The following is a 15,457-nucleotide window of genomic DNA, read 5'->3' as shown; positions in this document are numbered from 1 at the left end:
GCAGCCATAACGTCTATAATCGGCGCCCTACAAAGAGGAAGACCATGACTGTAACCACTTTTTCCGAACTGGAACTTGACGAGAGCTTGTTGCTCGCGCTCCAGGACAAGGGCTTTACCCGCCCGACAGCTATTCAGGCTGCCGCCATTCCACCTGCACTTGAAGGGCGTGATGTCCTCGGTTCCGCTCCAACCGGTACCGGTAAAACAGCCGCTTATTTGCTGCCTGTGTTACAGCATTTGGTCGATTTCCCGCGTAAGAAATCTGGCCCACCACGTATTTTGATCGTCACGCCAACGCGTGAACTGGCAATGCAAGTGGCCGATCACGCTCGTGAACTGGCAAAACATACTCATCTTGATATCGCAACCATCACAGGTGGCGTGGCTTATATGAACCACGCTGAAGTGTTTAGCGAAAACCAGGATATCGTTGTTGCAACGACGGGTCGCCTGCTGCAATACATCAAAGAAGAAAACTTTGATTGCCGTGCGGTAGAGACACTGATTCTTGATGAAGCCGATCGCATGTTGGATCTGGGCTTTGCGCAGGATATCGAAACCATTGCTGCAGAAACTCGCTGGCGCAAACAAACCATGCTGTTCTCCGCGACGCTTGAAGGCGATGCGATTAAGAATTTCGCAGAGCGTTTGTTAGAAGACCCTGTTGAAGTTTCTGCCACATCTTCAACGCGTGAGCGTAAGAAAATTCACCAGTGGTACTACCGTGCGGACAATGTTGAGCATAAAACTGCACTACTGGTGCATTTGCTGCAACAGCCGGATACCACGCGTTCAATCGTGTTTGTACGTAAACGCGATCGTGTGCATGAATTAGTAGCATGGCTGCGTGAAGCGGGTATCAATACCTGTTATCTCGAAGGCGAAATGGTGCAGATGAAGCGTACCGAAGCTATCAAACGTTTGACTGATGGCCGCGTTAATGTGTTGATTGCTACAGATGTTGCCGCTCGTGGTATTGATATTCCAGAAGTGAGCCACGTGTTTAACTTCGACATGCCGCGTACCGCTGATATCTATCTGCACCGTATCGGGCGTACAGGTCGTGCTGGCCTTAAAGGTACCGCTATTTCTCTGGTTGAAGCACATGACCATTTGCTGCTTGGCAAAGTCACTCGCTACATGAAAGAACCGATGAAATCGCGTGTCATTGATGAGCTGCGTCCTACAACGCGTGCGCCGAGTGAGAAACTCACTGGTAAGCCGTCGAAGAAAGTCCTCGCGAAGCGCGAAGAGAAGAAAAAAGACGACAAAGAAAAACCGCGCGTGAAAGTCCGTCTGCGCGATAAAAAGAACGTCGGTAAACGCCGCAAACCAAGCAGTGCAAAAAACGAATCCGCTGAATAATTCGTCAGTGAATATAAAAACCGTCTCAATTGAGGCGGTTTTTTTACGATCAGAGTCAGTGTTTTAACCGTTTCATAACAGTTACTGAATCAAACCCATAAAAAAGCCGGTGCAACGGCCACCGGCTTTTTTCTATATTTTGAAAACTACAGTTTAAAAATTACAGGCTAGCAGTGAAAGTACGAGCAATCACGTCACGCTGTTGTTCTGGAGTCAGCGAGTTGAAACGTACCGCATAACCAGACACACGGATGGTCAGCTGTGGATATTTTTCTGGATGTTTAACCGCATCTTCCAGCGTTTCACGACGCAGAACGTTCACGTTCAGATGCTGACCACCTTCCACACGAACTTCAGGTTTTGCTTCAACTGGGATTTCACGATACTCGAACTCACCCAATTTGCTCACTGCGACAACTTCGTCTTCTGCAAAATCGGCTTTAGCACATACACAACGCGCTTCGCCTTTTTCGCTGTCCAGCAACCAGATAGAGTTCAGGAGTGAATCATTTGCAGCTTTAGTAATTTGGATACCAGTAATCATTTTATTTCTCCCTATGGGCTAATTTTGTGATTCTATTTCGGGCCATAAACTGGCTCATTGGTAAAACCATTGTTGCGATACTGATCTTTATACTAGCCAAACACACGTCAAACTTTGATATAAATCAATTAATCCCATACCACTGATGTGGCTATCATATCATTTATTTGTTTTACATCAACTTAGCGCATTCTGTAGAAGTTAAAAATTATGTAAATTTTCAACTTTTTTTGGGTTTCAGGCTCATCTGTAGCTCATTAATTTGCTTAGAAGAAAGAAGCCGTTAAGCTAGTCGCATTACGAATCGCAGGAGAGCGAGATGACTACCCACCTCACCTGGCACGATGTGCTGGCACAAGAAAAGCAACAACCCTATTTCACAAATACGCTGGCAACCGTTGCAGAGCGTCGTGCTGCTGGGGTTACGGTTTATCCTCCGCAGAAAGATGTCTTTAACGCTTTCCGGTTTACTGAGCTTGGGGATGTAAAAGTCGTGATCCTTGGACAAGACCCCTATCACGGCCCAGGACAAGCACATGGGCTGGCATTCTCTGTTCTGCCAGGGGTTGCTGTGCCACCCTCTTTAAAAAATATGTACAAAGAGTTACAGAGCGACATTGCTGATTTTGTGCTGCCCAATCATGGTTATCTCGAAAGCTGGGCGCGTCAGGGCGTGCTTTTACTCAACACAGTATTAACTGTTGAGGCGGGTAATGCGCATTCACATGCGAAATTAGGCTGGGAAACATTCACTGATAAGGTGATTGCGCTGATTAACGAACACTGTGAAGGCGTCGTCTTTTTACTGTGGGGATCGCATGCGCAGAAGAAAGGCAGTTTTATTGACAGGAGCCGCCATCACGTTTTACAAGCCCCTCATCCCTCGCCTTTATCGGCACATCGTGGTTTTCTGGGGTGTGGGCACTTCTCTAAAACCAATCAGTATCTGACTGAACGCAACCAACCCACAATTGACTGGACACCCGTTCTGCCAGAGTAAAGAGACAAAAAAGCCAGCTTACGCTGGCTTTTTATATCGGTCGGTCATTCTCAAAGCTTACGCTTTGTTTTGACGCCACCATTCAGCCAACAACACACCTGTCGCGACAGATACGTTCAGGCTTTCGACATTACCGGTACCATCAATGGCAACGCTCATGTCGGCATTTTCAAAGGTCGCATCGGAAACGCCTTCGCGCTCCTGACCTAACACCAGAACCATTTTCTTCGGCAGCTCAGCTTTGAAAAGCGGAGTCCCTTTATGGCTTGATGTGGTGACAATCGCATAACCTGCTTTGCGGAATTGCTCCAGACCTTCTTCGAAAGTCTCACCGCTGATGGCTTCAACGTGCTCCGCACCGCCTTCGGCAGTACGAACCGCAGCGCCAGACTCCAGCATTGCTGCATCTTCCACCAGCAAACCTTTCACACCGAAGTGCGCGCAGCTACGCATAATGCCGCCGAGGTTGTGTGGGTTAGCGACGTTTTCCAGCGCCAGCACACAATCTTCTTCACCGGCTTTAGAAAGCCAGCTTTGAACAGTAATACCGCGACGTTTTTTGATGATGAAGCACACGCCACCGTGGTGTTCTGTACCAGATGCTTTAACTAATTCAGCATCGTCGACCACATGGTAGGCTTTGCGGTTTGCTGCCATCCAACGCAATGCTTCTTTGAAACGCGGCGTCACACTCTGGACAAACCAGGCACGTACGATGCAGTCAGGACGGCTCAGGAAAAGAGCCTGACAAGCATTTTCACCATAAACACGCGTTTCTTCCGCACGTTGGCGGCGAATCACTTCAGGGTCAACAATAGGTCTGCCATTGGCACCCATTTGCTCGCCTGCTTCAACTACTTCTTCTCTTGGTGGCCGTGAAACCGTTCTCCACGGGTTATCACCGCGATCGTCACGATCGTCACTACGATTCCGCTCGCGCCCTGCGTCAGGTTTATCATCGCGACGTGGACCACGACGGCCCTCACCCCGTGACGGTGCTGCAGGACGCCCACCGCCTTTACCTGTACGCGGGTTTTGGCTGCGTTTTTCGCTGTCATCGTCACCGCGGACATACATCACTTTGACCTTGCCGCTTTTACCTTTAAATTCGTCGTTCATGCTTTTCTCCACCTGGCTGAGCGCGTGGCGCGCAGATTACCCGATGTGGCACTGGTTAGCCATTAACTTTGGTCAAAAGCCAATAACTATTATATTCATCGAATAAATCACTTGGCTGACACTCAATTAATCGCTGATAATATTTAACATATAAGAAACATCATTTATCTTTTTCACCATTTCCAGACAACAGATCTATTAGAGGTTAGCTATGAATACCGTTTGTGCCGCCTGCCAGGCAATTAATCGCATTCCTGATGAGCGCATTGACGACGGTGCCAAATGTGGCCGTTGTGGTCATGATCTTTTTGATGGTGATGTCATTAATGCCACCAGCAAAACCCTGGATAAACTGCTGCAGGACGACTTGCCAGTGGTAGTGGATTTCTGGGCGCCATGGTGCGGCCCTTGCGTTAACTTCGCGCCAATTTTCGAAGATGTTGCGGAAGAACGCAGTGGTAAAGTACGCTTTGTTAAAGTGAATACTGAAGCAGAACCAGAGCTTAGCGCACGTTTCCGCATCCGCAGTATTCCCACTATTATGGTGTTCAAAAAAGGTGAGATGGTCGACATGCTCAACGGAGCAATGCCGAAAGCACCGTTTGATAGTTGGCTGAACGAAAATCTCTAAGTTCACGGGTACGTTTCTTTGTACCCGTACGCTTCATCTACGTTAGAATGGCGTTTTTAAGCTTGTTTATCTGATGACTGAAAACGCCGTCTTACGTCTTCGTGCCGAACGCCTGGCGCGTGCAACTCGCCCTTTCCTTGCTCGTGGTAACCGCATCCGCCGTTGTCAGCGTTGCTTACTGCCGATAAAACAGTGTTTATGTGAAACCCTTCAGCCACAAAATGCGCGCAGCCGTTTCTGTTTAGTCATGTTCGACACTGAACCGATGAAGCCAAGTAATACCGGCAGACTGATTGCAGATATTCTTCCAGATACCGAAGCATTCCAGTGGTCACGTACCGAGCCCCCAAAGGCCCTGCTCGATTTAGTCAGCTCTCCTGATTATCAAGCGATGGTTGTATTCCCTGCTTCATATGCAAGCGCTGGGCGTGAAGTGCTGACGATGCCGCCCAAAAGTGGCAAACCACCGCTGTTTATTATGTTAGACGGCACCTGGACTGAAGCACGTAAGATGTTCCGCAAAAGCCCTTATCTGGATCAACTGCCCGTCATTTCAGTGGATTTGAGTATTGTCTCTGCCTATCGCTTACGTGAAGCACATGCAGATGGACAATACTGCACAGCCGAAGTGGCCGCCGCGTTGCTCGCACTTGCCGATGATGAAAACGCAGCGATGGGTCTGACAGAGCATTTCACGTTGTTCCGGGAGCGATATCTGGCGGGTAAACCTCATCATCAATCCAGCATCACAGCAGAAGAGACAGAAAGCGTTTAAACTCACCGGGTTAATTCTCAGGGGAGAGAGCAATGAGTCAACGTGGGCTGGAGGCGCTACTGCGTCCCAAATCAATCGCTGTTGTCGGAGCTTCTGCGAAAACAGATCGTGCCGGTTATCTGATGATGCGCAATCTATTGGCGGGAGGCTTCAATGGCCCGGTAATGCCCGTGACACCAAGCCATAAAGCGGTATGCGGTGTTCTTGCCTGGCCTGACATCGCAAGCCTTCCTTTCCCACCCGATCTGGCAATAATTTGTACCCACTCAAAAAGAAACCTCGAGTTACTGCAATCACTTGGTGAGAAAGGTTGTAAAGCCTGCATTATTCTCTCTGCTCCACCAGAGCAACTCCCCGAATTACTGGCTACAGCCACCCAATGGCAAATACGTCTACTTGGGCCAAACAGCCTTGGTTTGCTTGCGCCATGGCAAGGCCTTAATGCGAGTTTCTCACCCGTACCGATTCAGAAAGGGAAACTGGCATTTATTTCGCAATCAGCAGCAGTATCCAACACGATTCTCGACTGGGCGCAGCAACGAGAAATGGGATTTTCATGGTTTATCGCTCTGGGCGATAGTCTCGATATTGATGTTGATGAGTTGCTGGATTATCTGGCTCGCGATACAAAAACGAGCGCCATCTTGCTTTACCTCGAACACCTGAGCGACGCACGGCGTTTTGTCTCAGCTGCCCGAAGTGCTTCACGTAACAAACCTATTCTGGTGATTAAAAGCGGGCGCAGTGCTAAAGCCCAGCAACTGCTTAAAACACATCTCGGGCTTGATGCCGCGTGGGACGCAGCCATTCAACGTGCCGGTTTGTTACGCGTGCAGGACACTCACGAACTTTTTTCGGCTGTAGAAACCCTGAGCCATATGCGCCCACTGCGTGGTGAACGCTTGATGATTATTAGCAATGGCGCGGCGCCCGCCGCCCTGGCACTAGATGAGTTGTGGTTGCGAAACGGTAAGCTCGCGACTCTGAGTGATGAAACTCTTAATAAGCTAAAGAGTGCTTTGCCAATCAGTGTTGAAAGTGGCAACCCGTTAGATTTACGCGACGATGCGACGCCAGAGCGTTATCTACGTGCAGTGGAAATCCTGCTTGATTGCCAGAATTTTGACGCATTAATGATTATTCATGCGCCGAGTGCCGCAGCACCCGGAACCGAAAGTGCCACCGCATTAATTGAGCTTTTACGTCGGCACCCGCGCAGCAAATACATCACGTTAATCACCAACTGGTGCGGCGAATTCTCTTCCCTGGAATCGAGACGATTATTCAGCGAAGCGGGTATTCCCACTTACCGCACGCCTGAAGGTGCAGTAACCGCCTTTATGCACATGGTGGAGTATCGCCGAAACCAGAAACAACTGCGTGAAACACCGGCATTACCCACCAATTTGAAAGCCAATGCCAGCGAGGCTCACCTTCTTCTCCAGCAGGCATTAAGCGATGGTGCAACGTCGCTCGATACCCATGAAGTACGCCCTATTTTGCAGGCGTATGGGCTGAATACACTTCCAACCTGGATTGCGGGCGATAGTGCGGAAGCCGTGCATATTGCCGAACAAATCGGCTATCCCGTCGCGCTGAAATTACGATCCCCGGATATTCCACATAAGTCTGAAGTTCAAGGGGTTATGTTGTATTTGAGAACCGCCACGGAGGTTCAGCAAGCTGCTGATGCGATTATAGATCGCGTGAAAATGGCGTGGCCACAAGCACGGATTCATGGATTGCTAGTACAAAGCATGGCTAACCGTGCAGGTGCTCAGGAACTCCGAATCGTCGTTGAACACGATCCGGTATTTGGCCCACTCATTATGTTAGGCGAAGGTGGTGTTGAATGGCGACCAGACCAGCAGGCTGTCGTGGCTTTGCCGCCGCTCAATATGAATCTCGCCCGCTACCTGGTTATTCAGGCAATCAAAAGCGGTAAGATTCGTGGGCGCAGCGCATTACGTCCGTTGGATATTCCCGGTATTAGTCAGATCCTGGTTCAGGTTTCAAACTTAATCGTAGATTGTCCGGAAATTCACCGCCTCGATATTCATCCCCTTCTGGCTTCGGGTAATGAGTTCACGCTGCTGGACGTCACTTTACAGCTCGATAAGTTTGAGGGCGATCCGGAAAGCCGCCTTGCAATACGCCCTTACCCCTATCAACTGGAAGAAAATATCATTCTCCGGAATGGTGAGCGATGCTTGTTCCGTCCTATCCTCCCGGAAGATGAACCGTTGTTACAGCAGTTTATTTCACTGGTCACCAAAGAGGATCTTTACTATCGATATTTCAGTGAGATCAACGAATTTACCCACGAAGATTTAGCCAATATGACCCAGATCGACTACGATCGAGAAATGGCTTTTGTGGCTGTCCGTGAACAAAACGGATCACAGGAGATAATTGGTGTCACACGCGCAATCTCAGATCCAGACAATATTGATGCCGAGTTTGCCGTGTTGGTTCGTTCCGATTTGAAAGGACTCGGGCTCGGGCGGCGTTTGTTGGAAAAGCTGATTAGTTACACCGGCGATCATGGCCTGCAAAGGTTGAATGGTATTACTATGCCAAATAACCGCGGTATGGTGTCTTTAGCTCGAAAGCTTGGATTTAATGTCGATATACAATTAGAAGATGGCATCGTAAGCCTCACTCTTCCATTGATAAAAAGCATAGATTCGTGAGTAAGGTACTGGAAAACTTACTCACTTTACGGGTCAGTAGTGGTATTATCAGCAAGTTCTGACGTCTGGATTTTGCAGAAGGCCATCCAATGAATAGAGAAGATACGCACTGTGATGTTGTCTAAATTTAAACGTAATAAACATCAACAACACCTTGCCCAATTGCCGAAGCTTTCTCAGTCAGTTGATGATGTAAAGACCCTTTTCTCCCCAGCGGATTTCCGTGAAGCTCTGCTGCAAAAAATTGCCAGTGCAACTCGCCGCATCTGTATCGTCGCACTGTATCTTGAGCAGGATGATGCCGGTAAAGCAGTGCTTCATGCTCTATATCAGGCAAAACAACTGCGTCCGGAGATTGAAGTAACCATTCTGGTTGACTGGCATCGTGCTCAACGAGGCCGTATTGGTGCAGCTGCTACTAACACCAATGCCGACTGGTATCATCGTATGACCGAGGAGTATTCCGGCATAGATATCCCGGTCTATGGCGTACCAGTAAATACGCGTGAAGCATTGGGCGTGCTGCATTTCAAAGGTTTCATAGTTGATGATTGCGTGATTTATAGCGGCGCGAGTATTAATGATGTTTACCTGCATCAGCAGGATAAATATCGTTACGATCGTTATCAGGTTATTTGCAACCCTCAGCTTTCCGACATCATGTATAACTGGATGCAAGACAATCTGGTTCGTGGCCGCGCGGTACATCGATTAGACAGACAACACAGGCCAAAAAGCCCAGAAATCAAAAACGACATTCGCCTATTCCGTCAGGAGTTACGCGATGCCAGTTTCCATTTCCAGGGTAATGCTGATAACGAGCAACTAGCCGTTACGCCGCTAGTAGGCCTGGGCAAAAGCAGTCTGTTGAATAAAACTATCTATCATTTAATGCCGTGTACCGAGCGTAAACTGGTTATCTGCACGCCTTATTTCAACCTGCCAGCGGTGCTGGTGCGCAGTATTATCCAACTGTTACGCGAAGGGAAAGAAGTTGAGATTATCGTCGGTGATAAAACAGCGAATGACTTTTATATTCCAGAAGATCAACCGTTTAAAATAATTGGTGCGTTACCTTATCTCTATGAAATTAATCTTCGCCGATTCCTGAGCCGCTTACAATACTACGTTGACAGCGGCCAGTTGGTTGTACGTCTGTGGAAAGATGACGATAACAGCTACCACCTCAAAGGGATGTGGATTGATGATGAATGGATGTTGTTGACAGGCAATAACCTTAATCCGAGAGCATGGCGACTGGATCTGGAGAATGCGCTTCTTATTCATGATCCTAAACAAGAACTGGCAGTTCAGCGTAACCACGAGTTAGGCTTGATCCGTACTCACACAACGGTAGTTCAACACTATCATGATTTACAGAGCATCGCAGATTACCCTGATAAAGTGCGTAAGCTTATTCGCCGACTTCGTCGTATCCGCATCGATCGTTTGATAAGTCGTATTCTGTAGTTCATCGCTATACTGAAAAGCCCTGCAAGCAGGGCTTTTTTGTAGCCAGAGGATCATGAATGCTGCGTCTTTTACTTCCCTCAATATTAATTCTCAGCGGTTGCAGCCATATGGCTCAAGACCAATGGCATGGCCAAGATAAAGCGCAGCACTTCATGGCATCAGCAATTTTATCTGCTGCAGGTAATGAGTATGGCCAACATCAAGGATGGAGAGATACTCGCAGTGCAAATTTTGGTTTCTTATTTTCTGTCAGTCTTGGAGCGACGAAAGAACTCTGGGATAGCCGAACAACTGGAAGTGGATGGAGCTGGAAAGATTTCACATGGGATGTAGCCGGTGCCGCCACCGGCTACGCTCTCTGGCAACTCGCCAGATATTAGAGTTTGATTCCATTTGTGCTAAATGTTGCTCATATCAAATCGCAGACAGCAAAAAGCCCTGTACGTCAGTACAGGGCTTTCCACTTATTTGGAGCCTGGCAGTTCCCTACTCTCGCATGGGGAGACCCCACACTACCATCGGCGCTACGGCGTTTCACTTCTGAGTTCGGCATGGGGTCAGGTGGGACCACCGCGCTACTGCCGCCAGGCATATTCTGTTTTCATCAACCGTCACAGTTTCACCTGTAACCATCGACTTAAAATCTTGGAATTAAGCTGAAAATTGTCTGTCTCTCAACCAAAACACCTTCGGTGTTGTAAGGTTAAGCCTCACGGATCATTAGTACTGGTTAGCTCAACGTATCGCTACGCTTACACACCCAGCCTATCAACGTCGTAGTCTTCAACGTTCCTTCAGGAGACTCAAGGTCTCAGGGAGAATTCATCTCGGGGCAAGTTTCGCGCTTAGATGCTTTCAGCGCTTATCTTTTCCGCATTTAGCTACCGGGCAATGCCATTGGCATGACAACCCGAACACCAGTGATGCGTCCACTCCGGTCCTCTCGTACTAGGAGCAGCCCCCCTCAATTCTCCAGCGCCCACGGCAGATAGGGACCGAACTGTCTCACGACGTTCTAAACCCAGCTCGCGTACCACTTTAAATGGCGAACAGCCATACCCTTGGGACCTACTTCAGCCCCAGGATGTGATGAGCCGACATCGAGGTGCCAAACACCGCCGTCGATATGAACTCTTGGGCGGTATCAGCCTGTTATCCCCGGAGTACCTTTTATCCGTTGAGCGATGGCCCTTCCATTCAGAACCACCGGATCACTAAGACCTGCTTTCGCACCTGCTCGAGCCGTCACTCTCGCAGTCAAGCTAGCTTATGCCTTTGCACTAACCTCACGATGTCCGACCGTGATTAGCTAACCTTCGTGCTCCTCCGTTACGCTTTAGGAGGAGACCGCCCCAGTCAAACTACCCACCAGACACTGTCCGCAACCCGGATCACGGGTCTACGTTAGAACATCAAACATTAAAGGGTGGTATTTCAAGGTTGGCTCCACGCAGACTGGCGTCCACGCTTCAAAGCCTCCCACCTATCCTACACATCAAGGCTCAATGTTCAGTGTCAAGCTATAGTAAAGGTTCACGGGGTCTTTCCGTCTTGCCGCGGGTACACTGCATCTTCACAGCGATTTCAATTTCACTGAGTCTCGGGTGGAGACAGCCTGGCCATCATTACGCCATTCGTGCAGGTCGGAACTTACCCGACAAGGAATTTCGCTACCTTAGGACCGTTATAGTTACGGCCGCCGTTTACCGGGGCTTCGATCAAGAGCTTCTCCTTACGGATAACCCCATCAATTAACCTTCCGGCACCGGGCAGGCGTCACACCGTATACGTCCACTTTCGTGTTTGCACAGTGCTGTGTTTTTAATAAACAGTTGCAGCCAGCTGGTATCTTCGACTGCCTTCAGCTCCATCCGCGAGGGACTTCACCTACCGACAGCGTGCCTTCTCCCGAAGTTACGGCACCATTTTGCCTAGTTCCTTCACCCGAGTTCTCTCAAGCGCCTTGGTATTCTCTACCTGACCACCTGTGTCGGTTTGGGGTACGATTTGATGTTACCTGATGCTTAGAGGCTTTTCCTGGAAGCAGGGCATTTGTTACTTCAGCACCGTAGTGCCTCGTCATCACACCTCAGCGTTAACAAGAGTCCGGATTTACCTAAACTCTCCGCCTACATGCTTAAACCGGGACAACCGTCGCCCGGCTAACATAGCCTTCTCCGTCCCCCCTTCGCAGTAACACCGAGTACAGGAATATTAACCTGTTTCCCATCGACTACGCCTTTCGGCCTCGCCTTAGGGGTCGACTCACCCTGCCCCGATTAACGTTGGACAGGAACCCTTGGTCTTCCGGCGAGCGGGCTTTTCACCCGCTTTATCGTTACTTATGTCAGCATTCGCACTTCTGATACCTCCACCAGACCTCACAGTCCAGCTTCAACGGCTTACAGAACGCTCCCCTACCCAACAACGCATAAGCGTCGCTGCCGCAGCTTCGGTGCATGGTTTAGCCCCGTTACATCTTCCGCGCAGGCCGACTCGACCAGTGAGCTATTACGCTTTCTTTAAATGATGGCTGCTTCTAAGCCAACATCCTGGCTGTCTGTGCCTTCCCACATCGTTTCCCACTTAACCATGACTTTGGGACCTTAGCTGGCGGTCTGGGTTGTTTCCCTCTTCACGACGGACGTTAGCACCCGCCGTGTGTCTCCCGTGATAACATTCTTCGGTATTCGTAGTTTGCATCGGGTTGGTAAGCCGGGATGGCCCCCTAGCCGAAACAGTGCTCTACCCCCGAAGATGAGTTCACGAGGCGCTACCTAAATAGCTTTCGGGGAGAACCAGCTATCTCCCGGTTTGATTGGCCTTTCACCCCCAGCCACAAGTCATCCGCTAATTTTTCAACATTAGTCGGTTCGGTCCTCCAGTTAGTGTTACCCAACCTTCAACCTGCCCATGGCTAGATCACCGGGTTTCGGGTCTATACCCTGCAACTTAACGCCCAGTTAAGACTCGGTTTCCCTGCGGCTCCCCTATACGGTTAACCTTGCTACAGAATATAAGTCGCTGACCCATTATACAAAAGGTACGCAGTCACCCCATAAAAGAGGCTCCCACTGCTTGTACGTACACGGTTTCAGGTTCTGTTTCACTCCCCTCGCCGGGGTTCTTTTCGCCTTTCCCTCACGGTACTGGTTCACTATCGGTCAGTCAGGAGTATTTAGCCTTGGAGGATGGTCCCCCCATATTCAGACAGGATACCACGTGTCCCGCCCTACTCTTCGAGTTCACAGCAAGTGCATTTTTGTGTACGGGAGTATCACCCTGTACCCTGCGACTTTCCAGACGCTTCCACTAATGCACAAACTGATTCAGACTCTGGGCTGCTCCCCGTTCGCTCGCCGCTACTGGGGGAATCTCGGTTGATTTCTTTTCCTCGGGGTACTTAGATGTTTCAGTTTCCCCCGGTTCGCTTCGTTAAGCTATGTATTCACTTAACGATAGTGCAACGAATTGCACTGGGTTTCCCCATTCGGAAATCGTCGGTTATAACGGTTCATATCACCTTACCGACGCTTATCGCAGATTAGCACGTCCTTCATCGCCTCTGACTGCCAGGGCATCCACCGTGTACGCTTAGTCGCTTAACCTCACAACCCGAAGATGTCTCGTGAGACACAATCGAGGTTGCGAAAATTTGAGAGACTCGAACACACCGATACATCCTTTCTTATTACGGAGAAAGGAAACAGTGTGTCGTTTCAATTTTCAGCTTGTTCCAGATTTTTAAAGAGCAAATACTTCTCAGCACACTGTTAAACAGTACACTTAGAAGTATTGAGCGAGCATGAAATAATGGTGGAGCTAAGCGGGATCGAACCGCTGACCTCCTGCGTGCAAGGCAGGCGCTCTCCCAGCTGAGCTATAGCCCCATCGATTTCGTAAAACCTTTTGATTTACCTTTAATTCTTAGCTAGTCAAGGCGCAGCACCACGAAGCATACTTAAGTATGTGAGTGGTGTTGTAACGCAGGATAGCAAAGAATTTGGTAGGCCTGAGTGGACTTGAACCACCGACCTCACCCTTATCAGGGGTGCGCTCTAACCACCTGAGCTACAAGCCTATAAGGTTTTACTGCTCGTTTTCTATCAGACAATCTGTGTGAGCACTACGCGGGTTGTATCTATTAGGTAAGGAGGTGATCCAACCGCAGGTTCCCCTACGGTTACCTTGTTACGACTTCACCCCAGTCATGAATCACAAAGTGGTAAGCGCCCTCCCGAAGGTTAAGCTACCTACTTCTTTTGCAACCCACTCCCATGGTGTGACGGGCGGTGTGTACAAGGCCCGGGAACGTATTCACCGTAGCATTCTGATCTACGATTACTAGCGATTCCGACTTCACGGAGTCGAGTTGCAGACTCCGATCCGGACTACGACGCACTTTATGAGGTCCGCTTGCTCTCGCGAGGTCGCTTCTCTTTGTATGCGCCATTGTAGCACGTGTGAAGCCCTACCCATAAGGGCCATGAGGACTTGACGTCATCCCCACCTTCCTCCGGTTTGTCACCGGCAGTCTCCTTAGAGTGCTCTTGCGTAGCAACTAAGGACAAGGGTTGCGCTCGTTGCGGGACTTAACCCAACATCTCACGACACGAGCTGACGACAGCCATGCAGCACCTGTGCGCCGGTTCTCGAAGGCACTCCCGCCTCTCAGCAGGATTCCGACCATGTCAAGGGTAGGTAAGGTTTTTCGCGTTGCATCGAATTAATCCACATCATCCACCGCTTGTGCGGGTCCCCGTCAATTCCTTTGAGTTTTAATCTTGCGACCGTACTCCCCAGGCGGTCAACTTCACGCGTTAGCTCCGGAAGCCACTCCTCAAGGGAACAACCTCCAAGTCGACATCGTTTACGGCGTGGACTACCAGGGTATCTAATCCTGTTTGCTCCCCACGCTTTCGCACCTGAGCGTCAGTCTTTGTCCAGGGGGCCGCCTTCGCCACCGGTATTCCTCCAGATCTCTACGCATTTCACCGCTACACCTGGAATTCTACCCCCCTCTACAAGACTCTAGCTTGCCAGTTTCGAATGCAGTTCCCAGGTTGAGCCCGGGGATTTCACATCCGACTTGACAAACCGCCTGCGTGCGCTTTACGCCCAGTAATTCCGATTAACGCTTGCACCCTCCGTATTACCGCGGCTGCTGGCACGGAGTTAGCCGGTGCTTCTTCTGCGAGTAACGTCAATCGCCAAGGTTATTAACCTTGGCGCCTTCCTCCTCGCTGAAAGTACTTTACAACCCGAAGGCCTTCTTCATACACGCGGCATGGCTGCATCAGGCTTGCGCCCATTGTGCAATATTCCCCACTGCTGCCTCCCGTAGGAGTCTGGACCGTGTCTCAGTTCCAGTGTGGCTGGTCATCCTCTCAGACCAGCTAGGGATCGTCGCCTAGGTGAGCCATTACCTCACCTACTAGCTAATCCCATCTGGGCACATCTGATGGCATGAGGCCCGAAGGTCCCCCACTTTGGTCCGAAGACGTTATGCGGTATTAGCTACCGTTTCCAGTAGTTATCCCCCTCCATCAGGCAGTTTCCCAGACATTACTCACCCGTCCGCCGCTCGTCACCCAGGAGCAAGCTCCCTGTGCTACCGCTCGACTTGCATGTGTTAGGCCTGCCGCCAGCGTTCAATCTGAGCCATGATCAAACTCTTCAATTAAAAGCTTGATTTGCTTCAACTCGTGAAGCGGTGCTCAAAAATTAACTTTCGTAATAATTCAACTAAATGAATTACTGCTTGGTCACTCTTCAAGACTTGATATTTTTTGATACCCGAAGGTATCTGAGATATCAATCCTGCGAGTGCCCACACAGATTGTCTGATAAATTGT

General features: G+C 49.6%; 9 protein-coding genes, 2 tRNA genes and 3 rRNA genes. 7 read left to right on the top strand and 7 right to left on the bottom strand.

The features are described from left to right. The first annotated feature begins 44 nt into the window (after positions 1 to 44). A complete protein-coding gene (gene srmB, locus OH773_RS05085; protein WP_270143602.1) occupies positions 45 to 1,367 on the top strand; it encodes an ATP-dependent RNA helicase SrmB in 1,323 nt (440 codons plus the stop codon). A 160-nt stretch (positions 1,368 to 1,527) separates the two neighbouring features. Here srmB and grcA read toward each other — a convergent pair whose 3' ends face one another. Then, the gene (gene grcA, locus OH773_RS05080) at positions 1,528 to 1,911 is read right to left on the bottom strand and encodes an autonomous glycyl radical cofactor GrcA (RefSeq protein ID WP_183270239.1); all 384 of its coding nucleotides are present in this window, start codon (positions 1,909 to 1,911) and stop codon (positions 1,528 to 1,530) included. Between the two features lie 319 nt (positions 1,912 to 2,230). On the opposite strand from grcA, the gene ung reads away from it, so the two are divergent. Further along, positions 2,231 to 2,911, top strand: coding sequence for a uracil-DNA glycosylase (gene ung, locus OH773_RS05075; RefSeq protein WP_270143599.1), 681 nt, complete (start codon positions 2,231 to 2,233; stop codon positions 2,909 to 2,911). A 57-nt stretch (positions 2,912 to 2,968) separates the two neighbouring features. On the opposite strand, the gene OH773_RS05070 is transcribed toward ung, so the two are convergent. Then, a complete protein-coding gene (locus OH773_RS05070) occupies positions 2,969 to 4,030 on the bottom strand; it encodes a tRNA/rRNA methyltransferase (RefSeq protein WP_270143597.1) in 1,062 nt (353 codons plus the stop codon). Positions 4,031 to 4,241: 211 nt separating this feature from the next. Here OH773_RS05070 and trxC point away from each other — a divergent pair, with 211 nt between their 5' ends. From trxC to OH773_RS05045, 5 genes are all read left to right on the top strand, one after another. Beyond that, positions 4,242 to 4,661 carry a thioredoxin TrxC gene (gene trxC / locus OH773_RS05065; protein ID WP_270143595.1) on the top strand — a complete coding sequence of 140 codons (420 nt, stop codon included), beginning with the start codon at positions 4,242 to 4,244 and terminating at the stop codon, positions 4,659 to 4,661. 73 nt (positions 4,662 to 4,734) lie between these two features. Continuing rightward, positions 4,735 to 5,436, top strand: coding sequence for a tRNA-uridine aminocarboxypropyltransferase (locus OH773_RS05060; protein ID WP_270143593.1), 702 nt, complete (start codon positions 4,735 to 4,737; stop codon positions 5,434 to 5,436). Between the two features lie 32 nt (positions 5,437 to 5,468). Then, a complete protein-coding gene (locus OH773_RS05055) occupies positions 5,469 to 8,129 on the top strand; it encodes a bifunctional acetate--CoA ligase family protein/GNAT family N-acetyltransferase (RefSeq protein WP_270143591.1) in 2,661 nt (886 codons plus the stop codon). Between the two features lie 114 nt (positions 8,130 to 8,243). Next, positions 8,244 to 9,599, top strand: a complete 1,356-nt coding sequence (gene pssA / locus OH773_RS05050) for a CDP-diacylglycerol--serine O-phosphatidyltransferase (protein WP_270143589.1) — start codon at positions 8,244 to 8,246, stop codon at positions 9,597 to 9,599. Between the two features lie 59 nt (positions 9,600 to 9,658). Then, positions 9,659 to 9,982, top strand: coding sequence for a YfiM family lipoprotein (locus OH773_RS05045; protein WP_442865651.1), 324 nt, complete (start codon positions 9,659 to 9,661; stop codon positions 9,980 to 9,982). Between the two features lie 93 nt (positions 9,983 to 10,075). Here OH773_RS05045 and rrf read toward each other — a convergent pair. From rrf to OH773_RS05020, 5 genes are all read right to left on the bottom strand, one after another. Continuing rightward, positions 10,076 to 10,191: ribosomal RNA gene (gene rrf, locus OH773_RS05040) — 5S ribosomal RNA — on the bottom strand. Between the two features lie 110 nt (positions 10,192 to 10,301). Next, positions 10,302 to 13,210 (bottom strand): 23S ribosomal RNA (locus OH773_RS05035). Between the two features lie 206 nt (positions 13,211 to 13,416). Further along, positions 13,417 to 13,492, bottom strand: a tRNA-Ala gene (locus OH773_RS05030). A 114-nt stretch (positions 13,493 to 13,606) separates the two neighbouring features. Further along, positions 13,607 to 13,683, bottom strand: a tRNA-Ile gene (locus tag OH773_RS05025). 68 nt (positions 13,684 to 13,751) lie between these two features. Next, positions 13,752 to 15,285: ribosomal RNA gene (locus OH773_RS05020) — 16S ribosomal RNA — on the bottom strand. The 16S, 23S and 5S rRNA genes sit together here with 2 tRNA genes alongside, the layout of an rRNA operon. Between the last annotated feature and the right edge of the window lie 172 nt (positions 15,286 to 15,457).

It is taken from the genome of Buttiauxella sp. WJP83 (assembly GCF_027594725.1).
GTDB lineage: Bacteria > Pseudomonadota > Gammaproteobacteria > Enterobacterales > Enterobacteriaceae > Buttiauxella > Buttiauxella selenatireducens.
The sequence above is the reverse complement of the archived record's forward strand: the minus strand, read 5'-3'. Positions and strand labels throughout refer to the sequence as shown.